The organism is Porphyrobacter sp. ULC335, from assembly GCF_025917005.1.
In the GTDB taxonomy this organism is placed as follows: Bacteria; Pseudomonadota; Alphaproteobacteria; order Sphingomonadales; family Sphingomonadaceae; genus Erythrobacter.
The window spans coordinates 2,799,718-2,818,498 of sequence record NZ_CP078091.1 but is presented as its reverse complement, the minus strand read 5'-3'; the positions used below and the strand labels follow the sequence as shown (position 1 = coordinate 2,818,498).

Here is an 18,781-nt window from a genome sequence, read left to right as displayed (position 1 = left end):
TAAGGGGCCTTATCGCCCGCGCCCAGGACATGGCGCGGGATCGCATCACGATGGGGCTTGAAAGCTGGCGAAACGCGGCGCTGACGGGGGCATTGTGCCTCGTCGCGGCTTGCGCGCCTGCCGCGCCCGACACTGGCGGAGACGCTGCGCCCACCATCGTCAGCCTCAACCCCTGCCTTGATGCCATCCTCGTCGAAATCGCGCCGCCCGATCAGGTGCTGGCGCTGTCGCATTACAGCCGCGATCCTTCCTCGGCCTCGATCCCGGCAGGCATTGCCGCGCGCTACGGCGTGACCGGCGGCACGGCGGAGGAGGTGATCGCGCAAAAGCCCGATCTGGTGCTCGCGTCGATCTTCCTGCCGCAGCCGACCCGATCCGCGCTCGAACGCGCCGGGTTGAAAGTCGCGACCTTCGGCAGCCCGGCCACCATCGCCGAAAGCGTGGCGCAGGTGCGCGAGGTGGCCGCGCTGGCAGGGCGCAAGAACGCAGGCGAAGCGCTCGCTACGCGCATCGCCGCCCAGCCGCCCGCACCGGGCGAGCCGATCGACGCGCTGCTGTGGCAGCCGGGCGAGATCGTCGCGGGCGAGCAAACGCTGATCGCCGAACTGCTGCGCGAGCAAGGCTTCACCAGCGACGCGGCGCGGCGCGGGCTGGGGCAGGCGGACAGAGTGTCGCTCGAACACGTGCTCGCCGATCCGCCGCAAGTGCTGCTGGTGGCAGGCGATGCGGCGGGGCAGCGCCATCCGCTGCTGCAAGGTCAGTTCAAGGCAATGCATATCGCCACCTTCGATCCCTCGCTGATCTATTGCGGCGGGCCGACCATCCCCAAAGCGCGCGCGCGGCTGCGGGCGATCCGCGCCGAGGCGGAGGCACGGATATGAACCGCGCCAGCCTGATCTTCGCCGCGCTGCTTGCCGTGCTCGTCCCGCTCTCGCTGCTGGCCGGACGCGTATGGATCGCGCCCGCCGATTTCGGGCCGGGCAACACCCTGCTGATCCTTGCCGAGCTGCGCCTGCCGCGCGCGGTGCTGGCGGTTGTCATCGGGGCAGGGCTGGGGGCTGCGGGGGCGGCGATGCAGGGCTATCTCAGAAACCCGCTCGCCGATCCGGGCCTGTTCGGCATCGCGCCGATGGCGGCGCTGGGCGCAGTGGCGAGTTTCTGGCTGGCCCCGCTATTGCCGCCTGCAATTGCCGCATGGAGCCTGCCGGTGCTGGCGCTTGCCGGAGCAGGCCTCGGCATGGCGGCGCTCGCGCTGATCGCCGGGCGCACCACTTCCGACGCGGCGGGCGGGGCAGGCGGGGGCATCGCCCTGTTCACGCTGGCGGGCCTGATGTTGGCGAGCCTTGCTGGCGCGATGACCGCGCTCGCCATCACGCTCGCGCCCAATCCCTTCGCGCTGTCAGAGATCGTCATGTGGCTCAACGGCGCGCTGACCGACCGGTCGTGGCGCGAAGTGGCGATTGCCGCACCGCTCACCGCAATCGGGATCGCGGCGCTGGCGCTCGCCGCGCGCAGTCTCGACGCGCTGACACTGGGTGAGGAAGCGGCGCGTTCGCTGGGGATCGATCCGGGGCGTCTGCTGGTACTGCTGGTCGCGGGTGTCGGGCTGACGGTCGGGGCAGGGGTGGCGGTGGCGGGGATCATCGGCTTTGTCGGCCTTGTCGTGCCGCATCTGGTACGTCCGCTGACCGACCGTCTGCCATCGAGCCTGATCCTGCCGAGCGCATTGGCGGGCGCATGCCTGGTGCTGGCAGCGGACTCTATCGTGCGCGTGCTCCCGCTGGTCACGGAATTACGGCTGGGCATCGCCCTGTCGCTGATCGGCGCGCCCTTCTTCGGCTGGCTGCTGCTGCGGATGCGGCGGGGGAGGCTGTAGATGCTGGTCGCCGACAAGCTCTCCCTGATGCGCGGCAGGCGCGTGGTGGTGGATGATCTGTCCGCCGCGCTCCAGCCGGGGCAGATCACCGCCATCGTCGGCCCCAATGGTGCGGGCAAGTCGTCGGCGCTGCTCGGGCTGGCGGGGCTGCTGGAACCTTCTGCGGGAGGGGTGACGATGGACGGGCAGAGCCTCGCCGCGCTTCATCCCCGCATCCGGGCGCAAGCGATCGGCTATCTCCCGCAATCGCCCGACATCGCCTGGGACGTGGCGACCGAGAACCTTGTGGCGCTGGGCCGCCTGCCATGGCGTGACCGCGGCACAGCGGCGATCGAAGCCGCGATTGGTGCGCTCGCGCTGGGGGACTTGCGTCATCGCCCCGTCAGCCATCTTTCGGGCGGAGAGCGTGCGCGGGTGCTGCTGGCGCGGGTGCTGGCGGGCGAACCGCGCTGGATATTGGCCGATGAACCGCTCGCCGCGCTCGACCTTGCGCATCAATTGGCGCTGGCGGCGCATCTCAAGACGTGCGCGCAGGCAGGACAGGGCGTGGTGGTGGTGCTCCACGATCTTGCGGTGGCGATGAACCACGCCGATCACGTGCTGGTGCTGAAAGAGGGCCGCCTGATCGCCCAAGGCCCGCCCCGGAGTGCGCTTCAGCCGGAGATTATCGCGCAAGTCTGGGGGGTGGCAGCGCGATGGCTTGGCGAGCCGGGGCGGAGGGGGCTGGTGACCGGGCCCTGATCGGAACAGGCAGCGGGAGAGCCCGGGTAAGCTCAGCACGTCCTGTTCCGACCTTTCGACCGGCTCTTTGCCAGAGGGGCCAGGTTGCGACCCTGAAGGGACCCGGCCGGAAACTGCAGAGAGGCCTTCCGTGTGGCGACGGGTTGCCGATGTGGCGACTTCAGATTTTCTGTAGGGTGGGCTTAATTCGATTTAAATATATGAACTAACGCCTGAATTTGTTTTGATATCGTTCCCTTGAACCGCAACCGCCGTCGATATCGCTCTGGCTGTTAGCCCCGCATCGGGCACCAATGATCCCCTCGCCCGTTGCATCGCGGGCGGTGCGTTGCCATCTGGGGATGACGGGCGCGCCAGCCTCCCGCGCCACCTTGACCTTTGCGAACATTTCCGGAACATATCACGCCCATGAGCCTCACCACCATTTCCGTGCGCGGTGCGCGCGAGCATAATCTCAAGGGCATCGACATCGATCTGCCGCGCGATGCGCTGATCGTTGTCACTGGTCTGTCCGGCAGCGGCAAATCGAGCCTCGCCTTCGACACCATCTATGCCGAAGGGCAGCGGCGTTATGTTGAATCGCTGAGCGCCTATGCGCGCCAGTTCCTCGAAATGATGCAGAAGCCCGATGTCGAACATATCGACGGGCTTAGCCCCGCGATCTCGATCGAGCAGAAGACCACCAGCCGCAACCCGCGCTCGACCGTGGCGACCGTCACCGAGATATACGACTACATGCGTCTGCTGTGGGCGCGTGTTGGGGTGCCGTACTCGCCTGCGACCGGAGAGCCGATCAGCGCCCAGACCGTCAGCCAGATGGTCGACCGCGTGATGGCCCTGCCCGAAGGCACGCGCGCCTATCTGCTCGCCCCGGTAGTGCGCGGGCGCAAGGGTGAATACCGCAAGGAAATCGCCGAGTGGCAGCGGCAGGGCTTCACCCGCGTGCGCATCGATGGCGAGATCTACCCGATCGAGGAAGCCCCGGCGCTCGACAAGAAGTTCAAGCATGACATCGAAGTGGTGGTGGACCGGATCGCGGTGCGTGAAGGCATCGAGACGCGGCTGGCGGACTCCTTCGAACAGGCTTTGAAGCTCGCCGAGGGGCTGACCTATGTCGATCTGGCCGATGGCGTCGTGCCGGGGCGCGAGAACGAGGAACAGGGCGGCGCCATGAAAGGCGCAGGCCTGCCGCCCAACCGCATCGTCTTTTCCGAGAAGTTCGCCTGCCCCGTCAGCGGCTTCACCATCGAGGAGATCGAACCGCGCCTCTTCTCCTTCAACGCCCCGCAAGGCGCATGCCCGGCCTGCGACGGGATCGGCGAGAAGATGCTGTTCGACCAGCAGCTCGTCGTCCCCAACGAGGCGCTGACGCTGAAGCAGGGCGCGGTCGTGCCCTGGGCCAAGTCCAATCCGCCGTCGCCCTATTACATGCAGGTGCTCGCCAGCCTCGCCAAGGCTTACGGCTTTGACCTCACCACCCCCTGGAAGGACCTCGCGCCCGAACAGAAGCTCATCATCCTCCACGGCACGGGCGGGATGCCGGTGCCGCTGACCTTCAAGGACGGCCGCCGCGAATACACCGTCAACAAGGCGTTTGAAGGCGTCATCGGCAACCTCAACCGCCGCATGATGCAGACCGAAAGCGCGTGGATGCAGGAGGAGCTGTCCAAGTACCAGACCGCGCAGCCCTGCGAGACATGCGGGGGCAAGCGCCTCAATGAAAAGGCGCTCTCCGTGAAGGTGCCCAGCGCCCACGGGCCGACCGACATCGCCACCCCGGTGCAGATGAGCGTCGCCGATGCCAAGGCATGGTTCCTCGGCCTCGACCAGCACCTCTCCCCGCAGCAGAGCCAGATCGCCAAGGCCATCCTCAAGGAGATCAACGAGCGGCTGGGCTTCCTCGACAATGTCGGGCTCGACTACCTCAACCTCGATCGCACCTCCGGCACCCTGTCCGGCGGGGAGAGCCAGCGCATCCGCCTCGCCTCGCAGATCGGCTCCGGCCTCTCGGGCGTGCTCTACGTGCTCGACGAACCCAGCATCGGCCTCCACCAGCGCGACAATGACCGCCTGCTCGAAACCCTCAAACGCCTGCGCGATCTCGGCAACACCGTGATCGTCGTCGAGCATGACGAGGACGCCATCCGCGCTGCCGACTACATTGTGGACCTCGGCCCGGGCGCGGGGGTGCACGGGGGCGAGATCGTCGCGCAAGGGAACCTCAAGCAGATCCTCAAGGCCAAGGGATCGCTCACCGCCGATTACCTCACCGGCCGCCGCAAGATCGACGTGCCGGCCAAGCGCCGCAAGGGCAACGGGCACCACATCACCGTCAAGAACGCGCGGGCCAACAACCTCAAGGGCGTGACGGCCAAGATCCCGCTCGGCACCTTCACCTGCATCACCGGCGTGTCGGGATCGGGCAAATCCTCGCTCACCATCGACACGCTGCAAGCCGGCGCGGCGCGGGCGCTCAACGGCGCGCGGGTTATCGCGGGGGCGCATGATGCCATCACCGGCCTCGAATATTGCGACAAGGTGATCGAGATCGACCAGTCGCCCATCGGCCGCACCCCGCGCTCCAACCCCGCCACCTACACCGGCGCCTTCACCCAGATCCGCGACTGGTTCGCGGGCCTGCCAGAAAGCCTCGCCCGCGGGTACAAGCCCGGGCGCTTCTCCTTCAACGTCAAGGGCGGCCGCTGCGAGAAGTGCCAGGGCGACGGCCTCATCAAGATCGAGATGCACTTCCTCCCCGATGTCTACGTCACCTGCGAGGAATGCGGCGGCAAACGCTACAACCGTGAAACGCTGGAGGTGAAGTTCAAGGGCCACTCCATCGCCGACGTGCTCGACATGACGATCGAGGATGCCGAGGAGTTCTTCAAGGCCGTCCCCCCGATCCGCGAGAAGATGCGGATGCTCAACGAGGTCGGCCTCGGCTACGTCAAGGTCGGCCAGCAGGCCACCACCCTATCCGGCGGCGAGGCGCAGCGCGTGAAACTCGCCAAGGAACTCGCGCGGCGCTCTACCGGGCAGACGCTCTACATTCTGGATGAACCGACCACCGGCCTGCATTTCGAGGATGTGCGCAAACTGCTCGAAGTGCTGCACCGGCTGGTGGAGGGCGGCAACTCGGTTGTCGTGATCGAGCACAACCTCGACGTGATCAAGACCGCCGACTGGATCATCGATCTGGGGCCGGAGGGCGGCGTGCGCGGCGGGGAAATTGTGGCGGTGGGGACGCCCGAGACGGTCGTGAAGGAGCCGCGCTCGTTTACGGGGCAGTATCTGGCGCCGTTGTTGGGGGCCATATCTTGAGCCTGAGTACCCTTGTTCAAGCTTTGCAAGCCTGCAACTTGAAGATAGTCTCAGCAGAATGATCAGGACCCCACATTCTGACGCGTATCTTGAGTTGGCTTATCTCATCTTGGAGCAAGCTCGGATACCACTCGCGCCCCGCGAGATCATCCGAAGGGCATATCTACAAGAAATTATCCCGCCGCATTTGCATGGCAAAACTCAACATAAAACCCTCACGGCCCGACTGAGTGTGAATATTCTTGAGCATCGGGAAAATTCAGAGTTCTTTCGTCCGTGGCCAGGTAGATTTTTTCTTTCGAAATACATTGAAGACGAGTCAATTCCGCAGGAATACCGCACGCCGATCGTTGCAAAGCGCAGAGCAAGGCAGCTAAAAAAAGAGTATTCCGCCTACTTGCCGAAAAAAATCGTCGATAGCCACACCGCTCAAAGGTTGGATCGACGGATTTTCGCGGAATTAATTCGGTCTGGCACCATGCGTTATTCGTCAATTGGGTCAATACCAGACGGAGATTATCAAGTATGGAATTTCGCTTTTGTTAAGAAGGATTTGAAATTACTAAAGTACAGGCTTGGAAATTATAGAAAATCGCACCTAGGTGACGGAGAGCGCAATAATACTATTGGTTTCATATCACCTCTATCGCAACTGGACAGGTCGCTTTTCGATACAAAATTTCACGGTACTTTAGGTGCTTCCATAACCAACGTACTTGTTGACCTCGATTTACATCATACTCGATATCTTGCTGAGATTGAGGCGCGATCGAGGTTTCTTGGTGCGGCCATCGTCGAGTCGGAGGAATCTCAAGCAATTTTGGCAGTTTGTGAGATAAGGCTGCCGACAGGTTGCCCTGTCATGACTCGAAAACTGTCGATGAATGATTTAGCTTGGGTTGATCAGTCATCACTACGGCGAGATTCGAACGACTTAGAGCCTTGGTCGGAAAGTGTCGTTCGTCACTTTGTGTAGGATTTCCTTTTGGACATCAGCGCCATTCTGACATTGCAAGAGGAACAGCACACGATCCTTCAGTTGGGGAGAGATGATCGCGTTGTTCAGAAATGTTTGCAGTGGCTCGAAGGTGAATTAAGGAAAGGGCGTCACCCTTCTGACGCAAGAAACCTTCGTGCGGCAGTGCTACAATGCGTTGAGCGTAACGACCTTAAAGTTAAAAGATGGGCGCTTAACGTACTGTCCGAGCTAGGCGCGCTTGGTCAGATTGAGATACTGGATAGCGTCTTTCCTCATGTTGGTAACGACCCCGACCTCCTTGCGTCGGCTGTTAGGCTGCTGTTCCGAGAGGCTCGTCAGGGGCCCGCGTTGAACTTGCTTCAAGAGAAGGAAGTCGGCCTAGGTGCATTGGCATTGATTGCTGGCTCTGAGTATAGCGCCGAGCTCCGTAAGCGGCTTGTGGCTGAACGCATCCCTCTAGATCATGCCAGTCCTGAAGAGCTGCGAGCAGCGATAGTTCTAGCCGGTCGTGGGAAAGCTCCAGAGTTTCTTTTTGATAAGTCACACGAGAACCGCACTGCCATACCGAACCTAAATTTGCATGACGAACCTTCAGTTATAAAATACTCACTGTGGTATATGGCAGAGACGAATACCGAATTTTCGCACCTAAAAATAAAATTAGAAGAATATGACGCGTGTGATCCTCAAGTTAGGAAGTGGATACTCAGGTTACTATTTTCGAATGAAGCCGTTCTTTCTCAGAATATCGACCTGATTTCACATGCTTCCAAAGATGACGAAGTGGATGTGAGGGAGGAGGCCGCAATCGGTCTAAGAAATTCCTACGTGGACGGTGCTGCGAAAGAGGTAATTCGTTGGTTTACAAATGAGGGAATAGAGCCTGTTAGGCACGCAATTATCGATCATTTTGCGAAATTCGCGCATAGAAATGAAAGATATGAGTCAATAATCCGCGAGATTTATCGCTCGGAAACCTTTAGATCTCCTCTGCGTGGTAGGATTGAAGCGGCAGTTGCAGGGACAGAGCTATTCCGACAGCTTAGATTCTTTGAAATTAAAGAAGAGTCGGTCGACCTTTTCTCGAATGATAACGACATTGAAGGATTCATGATGCCAAAGTTGGTTCAGAATTTTCCAAATGCGCAGATCGGTGCAGTTACTGGCGGAGGGGCGATAAATATAGAGTATCAAACCGTACAAGGCGGGCTGTCACCGGACGCCGTTGCGACTTTGATTAAGCAGATTTTCGCTGTGACCGAGCTTCTCAGCGATGTCGATAGCCGAAAAGAGGGAGAGCTACTGCTCGATGAACTGAAGGCGCAGCCAAAAGAAGGATTCCTGAAAAGAGCTATCGGTTGGACGCAGACAATAACTTCGGGGGCTACTGCCGGTTCAGAACTGGTCAACGCTGGCACCGAGCTCATGACCACGCTCCAAGGCATTGGCGGTGTCGCTTAGTTCCCGGTCTCGGAAGTAAGCCTTTCCTACACCCCCGCACCCCCTCTAGCCTCCCGCGCGAGCGTCAGCCTTGCGCTGCCCGCGTTGCGTCGCCGCTGGTGCTGGCCTCCGGCGCGGTCTCGGGCCAGCGGGCGGCGGCCCATGTGGCGCGTGGGGGCGGGGCGGGGTGATGCTCCTTTGTCCCTCGCTTGGCCACGGAGCGCGCCTATGCCTGTTTACCGCCCCCATGATCCGGCCACCCGTCCGCGCGCGGAGGCAGGGCCGGTGCGGGATCCTGCGGATCGGGCGTTCCTCGCCAATGGGCTCGCGCATGGGGACGCGGGCCGGATCGGGAGGGGATTTCTCCGCCTACCGCTCCGCTGCATGAGGTGTCTTGGCGGCCTACCGCTCCGCGACATGAGGCGTTTTTGTGCGCCTACCGCTTCGCTACATGAGGCGCGTTGTCGGCCTACCGCTCCGCTACATCAGGCGTCCTGTGGGCCTATCGCTGCGCTACTTGAGGCCGGGTACCCGCCCATGTCCGAAGAAGCCCGCGCGGCGATCCTCGCCCCTGCGCAGGTGCTGCGGGGGGAGGGGGAGGGCCGGGCCCGCGCCGTCACGCCCCGCGCCGCGATCCGCCTGGCGCGGGGGCGGGGTGCGGCAGGTGCGCGGGGGGATTTCGGGGCTGAAACGGGGGAATTTGCGCCGGAACCGTGTCAGATTGCCCCAAGCCATTGAGCGCGCAGGGAAAAGCCCGAAACTCACCCCGCGCCAGACCCTCGCTAGCCCGCTCTAGACCCCCCTTAGACCCCCTTTAGACCCGTCTTGACCCCCCTCAGAGGCGGCGGTGCGGCAGGTGCGGGCACTCAGGGGGGAAACGGCGGTTTCGGGGTGGCCTGACCGGCCAACCCTGAACGGATCAATCCGCGATCAGCGCCAGTTCAACATCGGCATGGCCGCGAGAGACCATCCCCAGTTCCTCGGCAGCGGCGCGGCTGACATCGATCAGGCGGCCACGGGTGAAGGGTCCGCGATCATTGATGCGGACAACAACGCTGCGGCCATTCGCGGGATTGGTGACGCGCACAAGGCTGCCGAAGGGCAGGGTGCGATGCGCGGCGGTCATCTCGCCATTGTCGAACCGCTCGCCACTGGCGGTGCGGCGACCATGGAACTTGGCGGCGTAATAGGAGGCGCTGCCGCGGCCGACGACGACTTCCTGCGGGGCAGAGGGCGCGGGCTGCTCGATGGCGGGGGCGGGGGCGGTGACTTCGACGGTGGGCTGCACCGGCACCAGCTCGATCACGGCGGCGCTGGTGGCGGGGTCGATACCGCTAGCAGGCGCGTCAGGCGCAGCGGCGGACGAAGCGCCGAGCGGGGCAAGGCCGATCAGGCAGGCTACCGTCAGTGCTGGCAGGCTCCGGTTGGCGAAGCTGCGGGCACCGAGGCCATGTATGCGATTTTCCCTCCGCATGGCGGGGCCGATACAGGCGGGTCTGCGGGAATGGCAAACCAGGTTAGCATTTCATCGCCCCGAGGGTTCAGCCGAGGCACGAGTTGCACCCGATTTGCGATGAAGCGTTGAAGGGGCCGGGTAAGGTCAGGCCGCTTCTGGCGCTGCGACTCGGGGAAAGTGTCAGGGGTGGGGGTGTTCCGGCAGAGGCAGGAGCCGGAATGCAAATGGGGCCGGCATTGCTGCCGACCCCACTCTCACCGGCGTGTGGATGACCTTCGCTCGTGATGCTTCCGGCGAACCTTCAGCTTCCTCCGCTCCGGGCCATGCTTGGCGCCCGATGTCTAATCTCTCGCTGCCCGGTCTTGCGACTGGCCTTGCCAGAGCTTCGTCACCGGCGCTCGCGCCGGCATCCGGCTTCTGCTCCTACGGGCTTTTGCGTCTGCCTTCGGGCCGAAGCCTTTCCGGTTTTCGCTGCCGCGCACTCGCTTGGCCGAGACCGCGTTCCTTTACCGGTCACAAGAGCTGCGGTTTGGGGGCTTTCGCCGTTTCCGCTGCACTTCCGATCAGCCAGGTTCTTGGCCTGTCCGGTTTCACCGCGTCGCTCCCCTCCGTTAACGAGCCGACTTGCCTTTGGCCGAAGCCTCCCGCATGCCGTCTCCAGACGGGCGCGTGGACAGATGTCACCGCCATCCTTGGGATAAAAACCCCGGTAACTTCAGGGGCTTGCGGCTTTCCGTTCCAGGTGCTTCGTGTCCCGAAGACAAGTTGAAGGTGCGCCTGAATCGGCGATCTGACAATATTCCAGCCCGCGACTTTTCCACTTCCGGCGCTTTGGCCTGTGGACACGGGTGGATAAGTCAACGCTTCGTCGCAATTGTCGCAAGCAGCGCGCATTGGCGGCACGAAATCGCCTTCACACTGTCACGATAAGCGGTTCGGGCCGCTTCTGACAGCGGTCCGACTCGGTTCTCCCCATCGCGCTGTGCGGGATCAGGCGTCGCGATTGCGGCGGGAGAGCAGACGCAGGCGCAGGCCGTTGAGCTTGATGAAGCCTTCCGCGTCCTTCTGGTCGTAGGCCCCGGCGTCATCTTCGAAGGTCACATGGGCCTCCGAATAGAGCGAGTAGGGCGACTTGCGGCCCACCACGCTCGCCAGCCCCTTGTAGAGCTTCAGGCGCACCGTGCCGGTGACCTTGTCCTGGCTGTGGTCGATCGCCGCCTGCAGCATCTCGCGTTCCGGCGAGAACCAGAAGCCGTTGTAGATCAGCTCCGCATAGCGCGGCATCAGCTCGTCCTTGAGATGGGCCGCGCCGCGATCCAGCGTGATCTGCTCGATGCCGCGATGCGCGCGGGCATAAATCTCGCCGCCGGGAGTCTCATACATCCCGCGGCTCTTCATGCCGACGAAGCGGTTCTCGACCAGATCGAGACGGCCGATGCCGTGCTTGCGGCCAAGATCGTTCAGCGCGGCCAGCAGCGTGGCAGGCGACATGGCCTCGTCATTCAGCGCCACGCCGTCGCCCTTCTCGAAATCGACGGTGATGTATTCGGGCGTATCCGGTGCATCCTCGGGATTGACCGTGCGCGAATAGACGTAGTCGGGGGTCTCTTCCCACGGGTCTTCCAGCACCTTGCCCTCGGACGAGGTGTGCAGCAGGTTCGCGTCGGTCGAGAACGGGCTGTCGCCGCGCTTGTCCTTGGGAACCTGGATCTGGTGCTGTTCAGCCCATGCGATCAGCGCGGTGCGGCTGGTCAGATCCCATTCGCGCCACGGCGCAATCACCTTGATATCGGGATCGAGCGCATAGGCACTGAGTTCGAAGCGCACCTGATCATTGCCTTTGCCGGTCGCGCCATGGGCGATGAAATCCGCGCCGGTCTGGTGCGCGATCTCGACCAGACGCTTCGAGATCAGCGGCCGCGCGATCGAGGTGCCGAGCAGGTAATCGCCTTCATACCGGGCGTTGGCGCGCATCATCGGGAAGACGAAGTCGCGGACGAATTCCTCACGCAGGTCTTCGATGAAGATGTGTTCGTCAGGGATGCCCATCGCCTTCGCCTTGGCGCGCGCGGGTTCGATCTCTTCGCCCTGTCCCAGATCGGCAGTGAAGGTCACGACCTCCAGCCCGCGCTCCACGCTCAGCCACTTAGCGATGACGCTGGTATCGAGACCGCCCGAATAGGCGAGGACGACTTTCTTGATGTCGGACATTTGTCGCGCAGCTCCTGATTTGAGCGCGCCGTTAACAGCGGGGATCGGGAACGGCAATGACGATTGGCCCACATAGCAGGGCCGATCCGCAGGCAAGACCTTTAGCGGTTAACCAAAGGCAGTCATCATGATGCGACCTAACAACCTGAAACCGCATTATTTTTCATTGACATCAAAGTCATTCCTATCATTCTTGTTGGATCTGGTTTGAGGAGAAACGAGATGGTCGCAACTTGTCCTATGGAACCGCTTAGCATTCCCGCGAAAACAACCGCGCAAAAGATGATCGACGCGGCGATCTGTGCGTATTCGATTGTTGGAAAAGAATATCAGCCCATCTTCTTCTTCAACGAATCAGTGAGATGGGTCGATGGTCCGCAGGTAATCAGCGGCGGCGAGGAAAGGATCGACGCGGGACTTATCGGCGAAACCGATGATGGCTGGGTGGTGCTATCGTTGCGCGGGACGCTCAGCACCTTCGATGGCATCAAGTCATTCCTCGCATTTTTCGAAGACTGGCGGCAGGATGACGAGACGCTCCAAGTGCCGTTCGACCCGCCAGGCAGTGGCGGTTTCGGCAATGTCCATCAGGGTTTTCTTGATGCGGTGATGGCGCTGTGGCCCTGCATCAAGCATGATCTGATCACCCGCGATTGGAGCAAGCTTGAGGGCCTGCGTATTACCGGCCACTCGAAGGGTGCGGCCATGAGCTTCCTGTGCGCAGTGCTCGTGCATTATAGCAAGTCGTCTTTGCCGAAAGGCGGGCCGAAGCAGATCGAAGTTCATGCCTTTGCTGCGCCTCTGGCCGGAGATCCGGTTTTCGCCCAAAGATACGACGATATTCACCTTGAAGAGCATACCTTCCGCTATCAGCGGGAGAGCGACCTCGTACCCTTCCTGCCAGCCTACACGACATTCGACGTGCTCCATAAGTGGCCCTTTGAACTTGAACACCCGAAGATTGACGCGGTGCGGCTCATTCTTGAGTTCACTCACCGGGGATACAAGCTCGTCGGCGGGCTCGAATTCTACCCCGATCACACCGCTGTTTTGCAATGGCCGGCACCGCTCGGTGGAGACACGGGTCAGGACGCGGCGGAGACGGCCATACTGCGAGTGATCCACGCAGGAGCTGTCGGCCAGATCGCGGATGCCCATTCTGCCATCAATTCCTACTGGCCGTCGATCTTCGCGCACGAAATGCCCGCGCTGCCAGCGCAGAAGCTGGCCGAAGCGGTGCACGCCGCTCAGGTTGCCCATGTGCGGGCCCTCGCGGCTGGGGATTAGCGCGCGCGCAGCAATCCTCCTTTCAGAATTGACTGCTAAGTCCTTGTCCGGCGGAGCGACACCGCCGGACAGGGGATCATATGCTGACAATGTGGAGCAAGGCGCGCGAGCTGGCGGAACTGACCCCGCCCGAGCGTAATCGCTGGGTCGATTTCCTGCGTGCGGTGTCGATCATGGCGGTGGTGATCGGCCACTGGCTGATGGCGGGGCTGTATGTCGATGCGTCCGGGCAGCTGCTGCGCGGCGATCTGCTGTCGGTTGCCGAGTGGACGCATTGGCTGACCTGGGGTTTCCAGGTGATGCCGGTGTTCTTCCTTGTCGGCGGCTATGCCAATCAGGTGAGCTGGGAGGCGACCACGCGCAAGGCGGCGGCCGACAGGCAAGGCGTTTACCGCGACTGGCTGGCGAGCCGGGTGCAGCGCCTGATCACGCCCACTTTCCCGGTGCTGCTGGTGTGGGCTGCGCTCGCCGTGGTGATGACGCAGGTCGGCTTGCCGCGCGAACAGATCCGCATGGCGACAGAGGCGGCGCTGATCCCGGTGTGGTTCCTTGCGGTCTATCTGCTGGTGACGGCCTTCACCCCAATCGCGCAGCGCGCATGGCAACGGTTTGGCTGGGGGAGCTTTGCGATCTTCGTGCCGCTCGCCATGCTGACCGATTGGCTGACCTTCACGGCGAAGGTGCCATGGGTGAACTTCACCAATTTCCTCTGGGTGTTTGTCGCGCTCCACCAGCTGGGTTTCGCCTGGAGGGCGGGGAAGTTTGAACGCCCGCTATTCGCATGGGGCTGGTTCGCGGTGTCGCTGGCGATCCTCGTTTCGATCACGGTCTATGGCTTCTACCCGGTTTCGATGGTGTCCGCGCCCGGAGGCTTCTCCAACTCGCTCCCGCCGACGCTGGCGCTGTTCGCGCTGGGATCGATGCAGGTTGGCTTTGTGCTGGCGCTTGAGCCGGCGGGGCGGCGGATGCTGGATAAGGCCGCCATCTGGACCGCGACGGTGCTGATGAACGGCATGATCATGACCGTGTTCCTATGGCACCTTACCGCCTTCGTGCTGGTGATGACGGCGGACTGGCTGGTGCTGGGCGGGCTCGGCCTCGAACCCATTCCCGGCACGGGCGAGTGGTGGGTGACGCGGCCCTTGTGGATCGCGATCTATATCCTCGCGCTGCTGCCGATGATCGCGATCTTTGCGCGGCATGAGAGGAGCTTCGGCCCGATCCGTGGCGGGCGCACCGTGCCGCGCTTGCGCGCGGTGCTGGGCGTGCTGGCGATCTGCGCAGGGCTGGGGGCAACGGCGGGCCTGACGATTGCCAGCCCCGAGGGCGTTTCCGGTGTTCGCTGGTGGGTCATCGCCCTGCCGCTGGTGGGCGCGGCGCTGATGGGCTTCGGCCCTGTTTACCGCCCGCGCAACCGCCCCGGATCAACCGGAGAGCCGCCCGAACTGCCGATCAGATAATCCCGCGTGATCGGCAGGGCGTGGCGGCTGCGGACGTACTGGATCTGATAATTGCACATCCCCCCGTTCTCGAAGACGGTGGCCGCGCCGGCGAGGTAGAAGGTCCACATCCGGAAGAACCGCTCGTCATACAGCCCGATGATGGCCTCGCGATGCGCCATGCAGTTGGCATACCAGGCGCGGATCGTGCGGGCGTAATGCAGCCGCAGCGTTTCGACATCCGCAGCGATCAGACGGAATTTCTCGCTCGCGGCGAGCGTTTCGGACAGGGCGGGGATGTAGCCGCCGGGGAAGACATATTTCCGGGTGAAGGCGTCGGTGGTTCCCGGCCCGCCGAAGCGCCCGATGGTGTGGAGCAGCATCACCCCGTCATCCGCCAGCATCGTCGCGCAGCACTGGAAGAACGTCTCGAACTGCGCGCGGCCGACATGTTCGAACATGCCGACCGACACGATCCGGTCAAAGCGGCGACCTGATGCGGCGGTGTCGCGGTAATCCTCGAGCAGGATCGTCACCTTGTCCGCAACGCCCGCATCGCGCACCCGCTGGCGGGCGAGATCGGCCTGTTCTTCCGACAGGGTAATGCCGGTCACCCGCACATTATGGTGTTTGGCCAGATGGATCGCCATCCCGCCCCAACCGCAGCCGATATCGAGCACGTCCTGCCCGGGGGTAAGGGCCAGCTTCTTCGCAATATGCGCCAGCTTTGCCCCCTGCGCGTCGGCTAGCGTTGTCACCCCGTCCGGCCAATAGGCGCAGGAATACTGCCAATGCTCCGCATCCAGCATCAGCGCGTAGAGATCATTGCCGATATCGTAATGGTGGGCGACGTTCTTCTTTGAACCCACGCGGTTGTTGATCTGTTCGGCGGCGAAGCTTGCGCGGTTGATCAGGCGCTTCACCCGGCTCGGCGGGCCGATATCGCCGCCCTTGTCCCAAGGGTTGTTGGCGCGCAGCAGGCTGACGAGGCCCATCACATCGCCCTCGACGATCAGCAGGCGTCCATCGATAAAGGCCTCTGCCGCGCCCAGCCGTGGGTCCATGACAATATCGCGCGCCACCCGGTCATCGGTGAACCGCAACACGATCTCGGGAAATCCGGGGGCAGCGGCGCCATAGGTGCTGCTGCTGCCATCGGCAAAGACGATGCCTAGGCGGCCTTGTTTGACGGCGCGGGAAAGAAACCGGTCGAGGAGAGGCTTGCTCATGGAACTCCTTTCGTGGTTCAATCCTGTCGGGTTACCGCAAGGCGATGCTTTCACACTATTGCGGTCTTCCAGTCAGAGAGAGGCGGCGGGACAATGACGAATGCACAAACCACAATCACCAGCCATGCGGTTGAAGCGTTTCTCCAGACGGTTGAACCGCCTGCCAAGCGGGACGAAGGGCGGGTGCTCGATGCGATGTTCCGCCGTGTGACCGGCCAGACGCCGCGGATGTGGGGGCCCAGCATCATCGGTTACGGAGAATACCGCACCACCTATGACAGCGGCCGCGAAGTGCACACGATGCGCACAGGCTTCAGCCCCAAGAAGGCCAAGCATTCGCTGTATCTGCAAGGCGGGTATTCCGACCCTAGCACCGCCGCTGCCCGGGACGAGGCATTGGCGCGGCTGGGCAAGCATTCGACCGGCAAGAGCTGTCTCTATGTCAACAAGCTCGCCGACATAGATTTGTCCGTGCTGGAAGAGATCATCGCCGCCGATTGGCAGACCATGCAGCGATTGTTTCCGGAGGGCTAGATACCGGCGTACCACTGGTAACCGGCGACGTCCTCCCAGAACCCGCCCTTGCCCTGGCCGATCTCGTCGAAACTGGCGACGGCCTCGATCGCTTTCACATATTTCGCCTGCTTGTAGCCCAGTTGCCGCTCGATCCGCATCCGCAGCGGTGCGCCGTTCTTTTCGGGCAAGGGTTCGCCATTCAGCGTGTGGGCGATGATCGTCTGCGGGTGATAGGCGTCGACCATGTCGATGCTCTCGTAATAGTCGCGACCGTAGAGCACGTCGGCGCAGCGGAAGACGATGAAATTCGCGCCCTCGCGCACCTTGGCGGCATCAAGCAGCGCAGCAAGCTGCGGCCCCTGCCATTCGCCGATGGCGCTCCATCCCTCCACGCAATCGTGGCGGGTGATCTGGGTGCGCTGCGGCAGAGCGCGGACGTCGGCCAGCGTGAGGCTCAGCGGCTTGTCGACCAGCCCGCGCACCTCCAGTTTCCAATCAGAAAAGCCCTTGGCGAGCTGTTCCTGATAGGCCGGATCGGCGACCGTCACCGATCCATTGCCGCGGAAGGTCGGGGACCGTTCGGCGCGGGAGTATTCGGGCGCGAGCCCCTGCTTGCCGGCCAGTGCGCGGTGGATGGTGCGATGTCCGTCCTCTGCCGCGTCGAACAGGGTCTTGGCGGTTTCGCTGTCGTTGATCTTCGAACAGGCGGTGGCGCCAAGGGCAGCCATCCCGGCCAGCAACGAACGGCGCGGCAGGTCAACCATGGGCGGTCGCTCCGTCTTCGGAAGGGATGGGGGCAGGCTCGGCGCTGTCCGCGCGCCTGCCGCCGGTAAACATCTCGAGGATCAGCCGCCAATCGGTGATCGCCAGCAGGATGTGGATCACGAAAAAGCCGAAGATCGCCCAGGAGGCAATGAAGTGCAGCGATCGCGCGCTCTGGCGTCCGCCCAGCACGTCGAGAAGCCACGGCGCGGCAGCCTGAAAGCCGGGACTGATCGCAAGCCCGGTGAACAGCATGAGCGGCAGCAGCACGCCGAACACCATGCCGTAAAGAATGCGCTGCACCGGGTTGTAGCGATGCGCCGCCCCGCCGCCCGAATGCGCCCTGACCGAGGCGAGAACCGCGCCGAGCGTCCAGTCGCGCGGCGTGGTGGTGAGGTCGCGGCGGAAATGGCCGTTCATCAGCATCGCGATCCAGATGAAGAGCAGGCCCACGCCAAACGGCCAGGCCGCCGTGATGTGCCAATCGCGCGCAAGGGCGAGGTTGTAATTCTGCGGGATGGTCGCCCACCCCGGAAATTTGATGACTGAAAGCCACGCGTCCTTGGGATCGAAGCCGTAATCGCCCCAGTAGAGGTAGCGGTGGGCGTTCGAGATGTTCAGCCCGCTCATGAACAGCACGATGATCGCCGCTGCGTTCACCCAGTGCCACAGACGGGTCGACAGCGCGTGCTTTGTCATGCGGGGGTTCCCTCGGCCTGCTCGCGGGCGAGCCAGATGACGTCGCGCGGTTGATCCATCAGGTGCTGGCCGCTGTCGATGAACAGGCTCTGCCCGCTCGCCAGCGCGCCGCCGGATAGGAACAGCGCCGCATCGGCAATCTCGTCAGCGCCGGTCTTGCGCTGGAGCAGGTTGAGGCGGTGCGAAATCTCGGTCTCCTCCTCGCGCTGGTCATGGCTTGCCAGCACGGCCCCGGGCGCGAGGCCATAGACCCTGACGCCGCTGTCCGGATTGCCCTTGGCCAGCATGCCGATGGTGGCTGCCAGCGCGTGTTTGGACATGGTGTAACTGAAGAAATCGGGGTTGGTGTTTTCGATTTTCATGTCGGTGACATGGATCACGCTGCGCACGCCGGGAGTGCTCGCCGTGTGGGCGATGAAGGCCTGTGCCAAGCGGGCCGGGGCGAGCGCGTTGATCTGCATCGCCTCCCGGTTCGTCGCCGGATCGAGTCCGGTTACACCGTCATAATCAAAAACCGACGCCGAATTGACGAGGCAGCGCCACTCGGGACACCGCGCCGCCAGCCCGGCAACGGCGGCGACCGCAGCGTCGTCATCGGCAAGATCGAAACACAGCGTCTCGGCGGAAGGCAGCTGCGCGGCGAGCGCATCGGCTGCGGCGGCGGAGCTGCGGTAATGGATCACCACATGCCACCCGGCAGCGGCAAAGCGGCGGACGATGGCGGCGCCGATACGCGTCGCCCCGCCGGTCACAAGAACGGCGGGGCGATTCATGAGGTCAGTCCTGTCACGATAAGCATGACAGCTGCGCTATCAGTGCGGGGGC

At 63.0% G+C, this 18,781-nt stretch carries 15 protein-coding genes; 9 read left to right on the top strand and 6 right to left on the bottom strand.

Annotated features, from left to right (window positions below):
* The first annotated feature begins 29 nt into the window (after positions 1-29).
* The 6 genes from KVF90_RS13465 (at position 30) to KVF90_RS13440 (ending at position 8,378) form a co-directional block, all read left to right on the top strand.
* The gene (locus tag KVF90_RS13465) at positions 30-881 is read left to right on the top strand and encodes an ABC transporter substrate-binding protein (protein ID WP_264392088.1); all 852 of its coding nucleotides are present in this window, start codon (positions 30-32) and stop codon (positions 879-881) included.
* Positions 878-1,876, top strand: a complete 999-nt coding sequence (locus KVF90_RS13460; RefSeq protein ID WP_264392087.1) for a FecCD family ABC transporter permease — start codon at positions 878-880, stop codon at positions 1,874-1,876. The genes KVF90_RS13465 and KVF90_RS13460 overlap by 4 nt, the downstream gene beginning before the upstream one ends.
* The gene (locus KVF90_RS13455; RefSeq protein ID WP_264392086.1) at positions 1,877-2,617 is read left to right on the top strand and encodes an ABC transporter ATP-binding protein; all 741 of its coding nucleotides are present in this window, start codon (positions 1,877-1,879) and stop codon (positions 2,615-2,617) included.
* Positions 2,618-3,025: 408 nt separating this feature from the next.
* Positions 3,026-5,938, top strand: coding sequence for an excinuclease ABC subunit UvrA (gene uvrA / locus KVF90_RS13450; protein ID WP_264392085.1), 2,913 nt, complete (start codon positions 3,026-3,028; stop codon positions 5,936-5,938).
* A 94-nt stretch (positions 5,939-6,032) separates the two neighbouring features.
* Positions 6,033-6,914 (top strand): winged helix-turn-helix domain-containing protein, encoded by an 882-nt coding sequence (locus tag KVF90_RS13445; RefSeq protein WP_264392084.1) that lies wholly within the window; start codon positions 6,033-6,035, stop codon positions 6,912-6,914.
* A gap of 9 nt (positions 6,915-6,923) precedes the next feature.
* Positions 6,924-8,378, top strand: coding sequence for a hypothetical protein (locus tag KVF90_RS13440; RefSeq protein ID WP_264392083.1), 1,455 nt, complete (start codon positions 6,924-6,926; stop codon positions 8,376-8,378).
* Positions 8,379-9,276: 898 nt separating this feature from the next.
* On the opposite strand, the gene KVF90_RS13435 is transcribed toward KVF90_RS13440, so the two are convergent.
* Together KVF90_RS13435 and KVF90_RS13430 are read right to left on the bottom strand one after the other, a co-directional pair.
* On the bottom strand, positions 9,277-9,831 hold the full coding sequence (locus tag KVF90_RS13435) for a septal ring lytic transglycosylase RlpA family protein (protein WP_264392082.1): 555 nt from the start codon (positions 9,829-9,831) through the stop codon (positions 9,277-9,279).
* A 972-nt stretch (positions 9,832-10,803) separates the two neighbouring features.
* A complete protein-coding gene (locus tag KVF90_RS13430) occupies positions 10,804-12,024 on the bottom strand; it encodes an argininosuccinate synthase (protein WP_264392081.1) in 1,221 nt (406 codons plus the stop codon).
* A 282-nt stretch (positions 12,025-12,306) separates the two neighbouring features.
* On the opposite strand from KVF90_RS13430, the gene KVF90_RS13425 reads away from it, so the two are divergent.
* Both KVF90_RS13425 and KVF90_RS13420 read left to right on the top strand, forming a co-directional pair.
* On the top strand, positions 12,307-13,311 hold the full coding sequence (locus KVF90_RS13425) for a lipase family protein (protein ID WP_264392080.1): 1,005 nt from the start codon (positions 12,307-12,309) through the stop codon (positions 13,309-13,311).
* Between the two features lie 80 nt (positions 13,312-13,391).
* Positions 13,392-14,771 carry an acyltransferase family protein gene (locus KVF90_RS13420; protein ID WP_264392079.1) on the top strand — a complete coding sequence of 460 codons (1,380 nt, stop codon included), beginning with the start codon at positions 13,392-13,394 and terminating at the stop codon, positions 14,769-14,771.
* Here KVF90_RS13420 and KVF90_RS13415 read toward each other — a convergent pair.
* A complete protein-coding gene (locus KVF90_RS13415; protein ID WP_264392078.1) occupies positions 14,711-15,979 on the bottom strand; it encodes an SAM-dependent methyltransferase in 1,269 nt (422 codons plus the stop codon). The genes KVF90_RS13420 and KVF90_RS13415 overlap by 61 nt on opposite strands.
* A gap of 93 nt (positions 15,980-16,072) precedes the next feature.
* Between KVF90_RS13415 and KVF90_RS13410 the strand changes: the two genes are divergently transcribed.
* Entirely contained in the window at positions 16,073-16,513 is a 441-nt protein-coding gene (locus KVF90_RS13410; RefSeq protein ID WP_264392077.1) for a DUF1801 domain-containing protein, read from the top strand.
* Here KVF90_RS13410 and KVF90_RS13405 read toward each other — a convergent pair.
* From KVF90_RS13405 to KVF90_RS13395, 3 genes are read right to left on the bottom strand one after another with little or no spacing between them, the layout of a single operon-like run.
* Entirely contained in the window at positions 16,510-17,259 is a 750-nt protein-coding gene (locus KVF90_RS13405) for a molybdopterin-dependent oxidoreductase (RefSeq protein ID WP_264392076.1), read from the bottom strand. The genes KVF90_RS13410 and KVF90_RS13405 overlap by 4 nt on opposite strands.
* Positions 17,252-17,956, bottom strand: a complete 705-nt coding sequence (locus tag KVF90_RS13400; protein WP_264392075.1) for a cytochrome b/b6 domain-containing protein — start codon at positions 17,954-17,956, stop codon at positions 17,252-17,254. The genes KVF90_RS13405 and KVF90_RS13400 overlap by 8 nt, the downstream gene beginning before the upstream one ends.
* Positions 17,953-18,729 carry an SDR family oxidoreductase gene (locus tag KVF90_RS13395; RefSeq protein ID WP_264392074.1) on the bottom strand — a complete coding sequence of 259 codons (777 nt, stop codon included), beginning with the start codon at positions 18,727-18,729 and terminating at the stop codon, positions 17,953-17,955. The genes KVF90_RS13400 and KVF90_RS13395 overlap by 4 nt, the downstream gene beginning before the upstream one ends.
* Positions 18,730-18,781 lie beyond the last annotated feature (52 nt).

What these genes read in the sequence shown, in the direction of transcription:
- KVF90_RS13415 (WP_264392078.1), bottom strand. Translation starts at nt 15,979, where the DNA reads ATGAGCAAGCCTCTCCTCGACCGGTTTCTTTCCCGCGCCGTCAAACAA.
- KVF90_RS13405 (WP_264392076.1), bottom strand. Translation starts at nt 17,259, where the DNA reads ATGGTTGACCTGCCGCGCCGTTCGTTGCTGGCCGGGATGGCTGCCCTT.
- KVF90_RS13460 (WP_264392087.1), top strand. Translation starts at nt 878, where the DNA reads ATGAACCGCGCCAGCCTGATCTTCGCCGCGCTGCTTGCCGTGCTCGTC.
- KVF90_RS13435 (WP_264392082.1), bottom strand. Translation starts at nt 9,831, where the DNA reads ATGCGGAGGGAAAATCGCATACATGGCCTCGGTGCCCGCAGCTTCGCC.
- KVF90_RS13425 (WP_264392080.1), top strand. Translation starts at nt 12,307, where the DNA reads ATGATCGACGCGGCGATCTGTGCGTATTCGATTGTTGGAAAAGAATAT.
- KVF90_RS13465 (WP_264392088.1), top strand. Translation starts at nt 30, where the DNA reads ATGGCGCGGGATCGCATCACGATGGGGCTTGAAAGCTGGCGAAACGCG.
- uvrA (WP_264392085.1), top strand. Translation starts at nt 3,026, where the DNA reads ATGAGCCTCACCACCATTTCCGTGCGCGGTGCGCGCGAGCATAATCTC.
- KVF90_RS13395 (WP_264392074.1), bottom strand. Translation starts at nt 18,729, where the DNA reads ATGAATCGCCCCGCCGTTCTTGTGACCGGCGGGGCGACGCGTATCGGC.
- KVF90_RS13400 (WP_264392075.1), bottom strand. Translation starts at nt 17,956, where the DNA reads ATGACAAAGCACGCGCTGTCGACCCGTCTGTGGCACTGGGTGAACGCA.
- KVF90_RS13420 (WP_264392079.1), top strand. Translation starts at nt 13,392, where the DNA reads ATGCTGACAATGTGGAGCAAGGCGCGCGAGCTGGCGGAACTGACCCCG.
- KVF90_RS13455 (WP_264392086.1), top strand. Translation starts at nt 1,877, where the DNA reads ATGCTGGTCGCCGACAAGCTCTCCCTGATGCGCGGCAGGCGCGTGGTG.
- KVF90_RS13410 (WP_264392077.1), top strand. Translation starts at nt 16,073, where the DNA reads ATGACGAATGCACAAACCACAATCACCAGCCATGCGGTTGAAGCGTTT.
- KVF90_RS13430 (WP_264392081.1), bottom strand. Translation starts at nt 12,024, where the DNA reads ATGTCCGACATCAAGAAAGTCGTCCTCGCCTATTCGGGCGGTCTCGAT.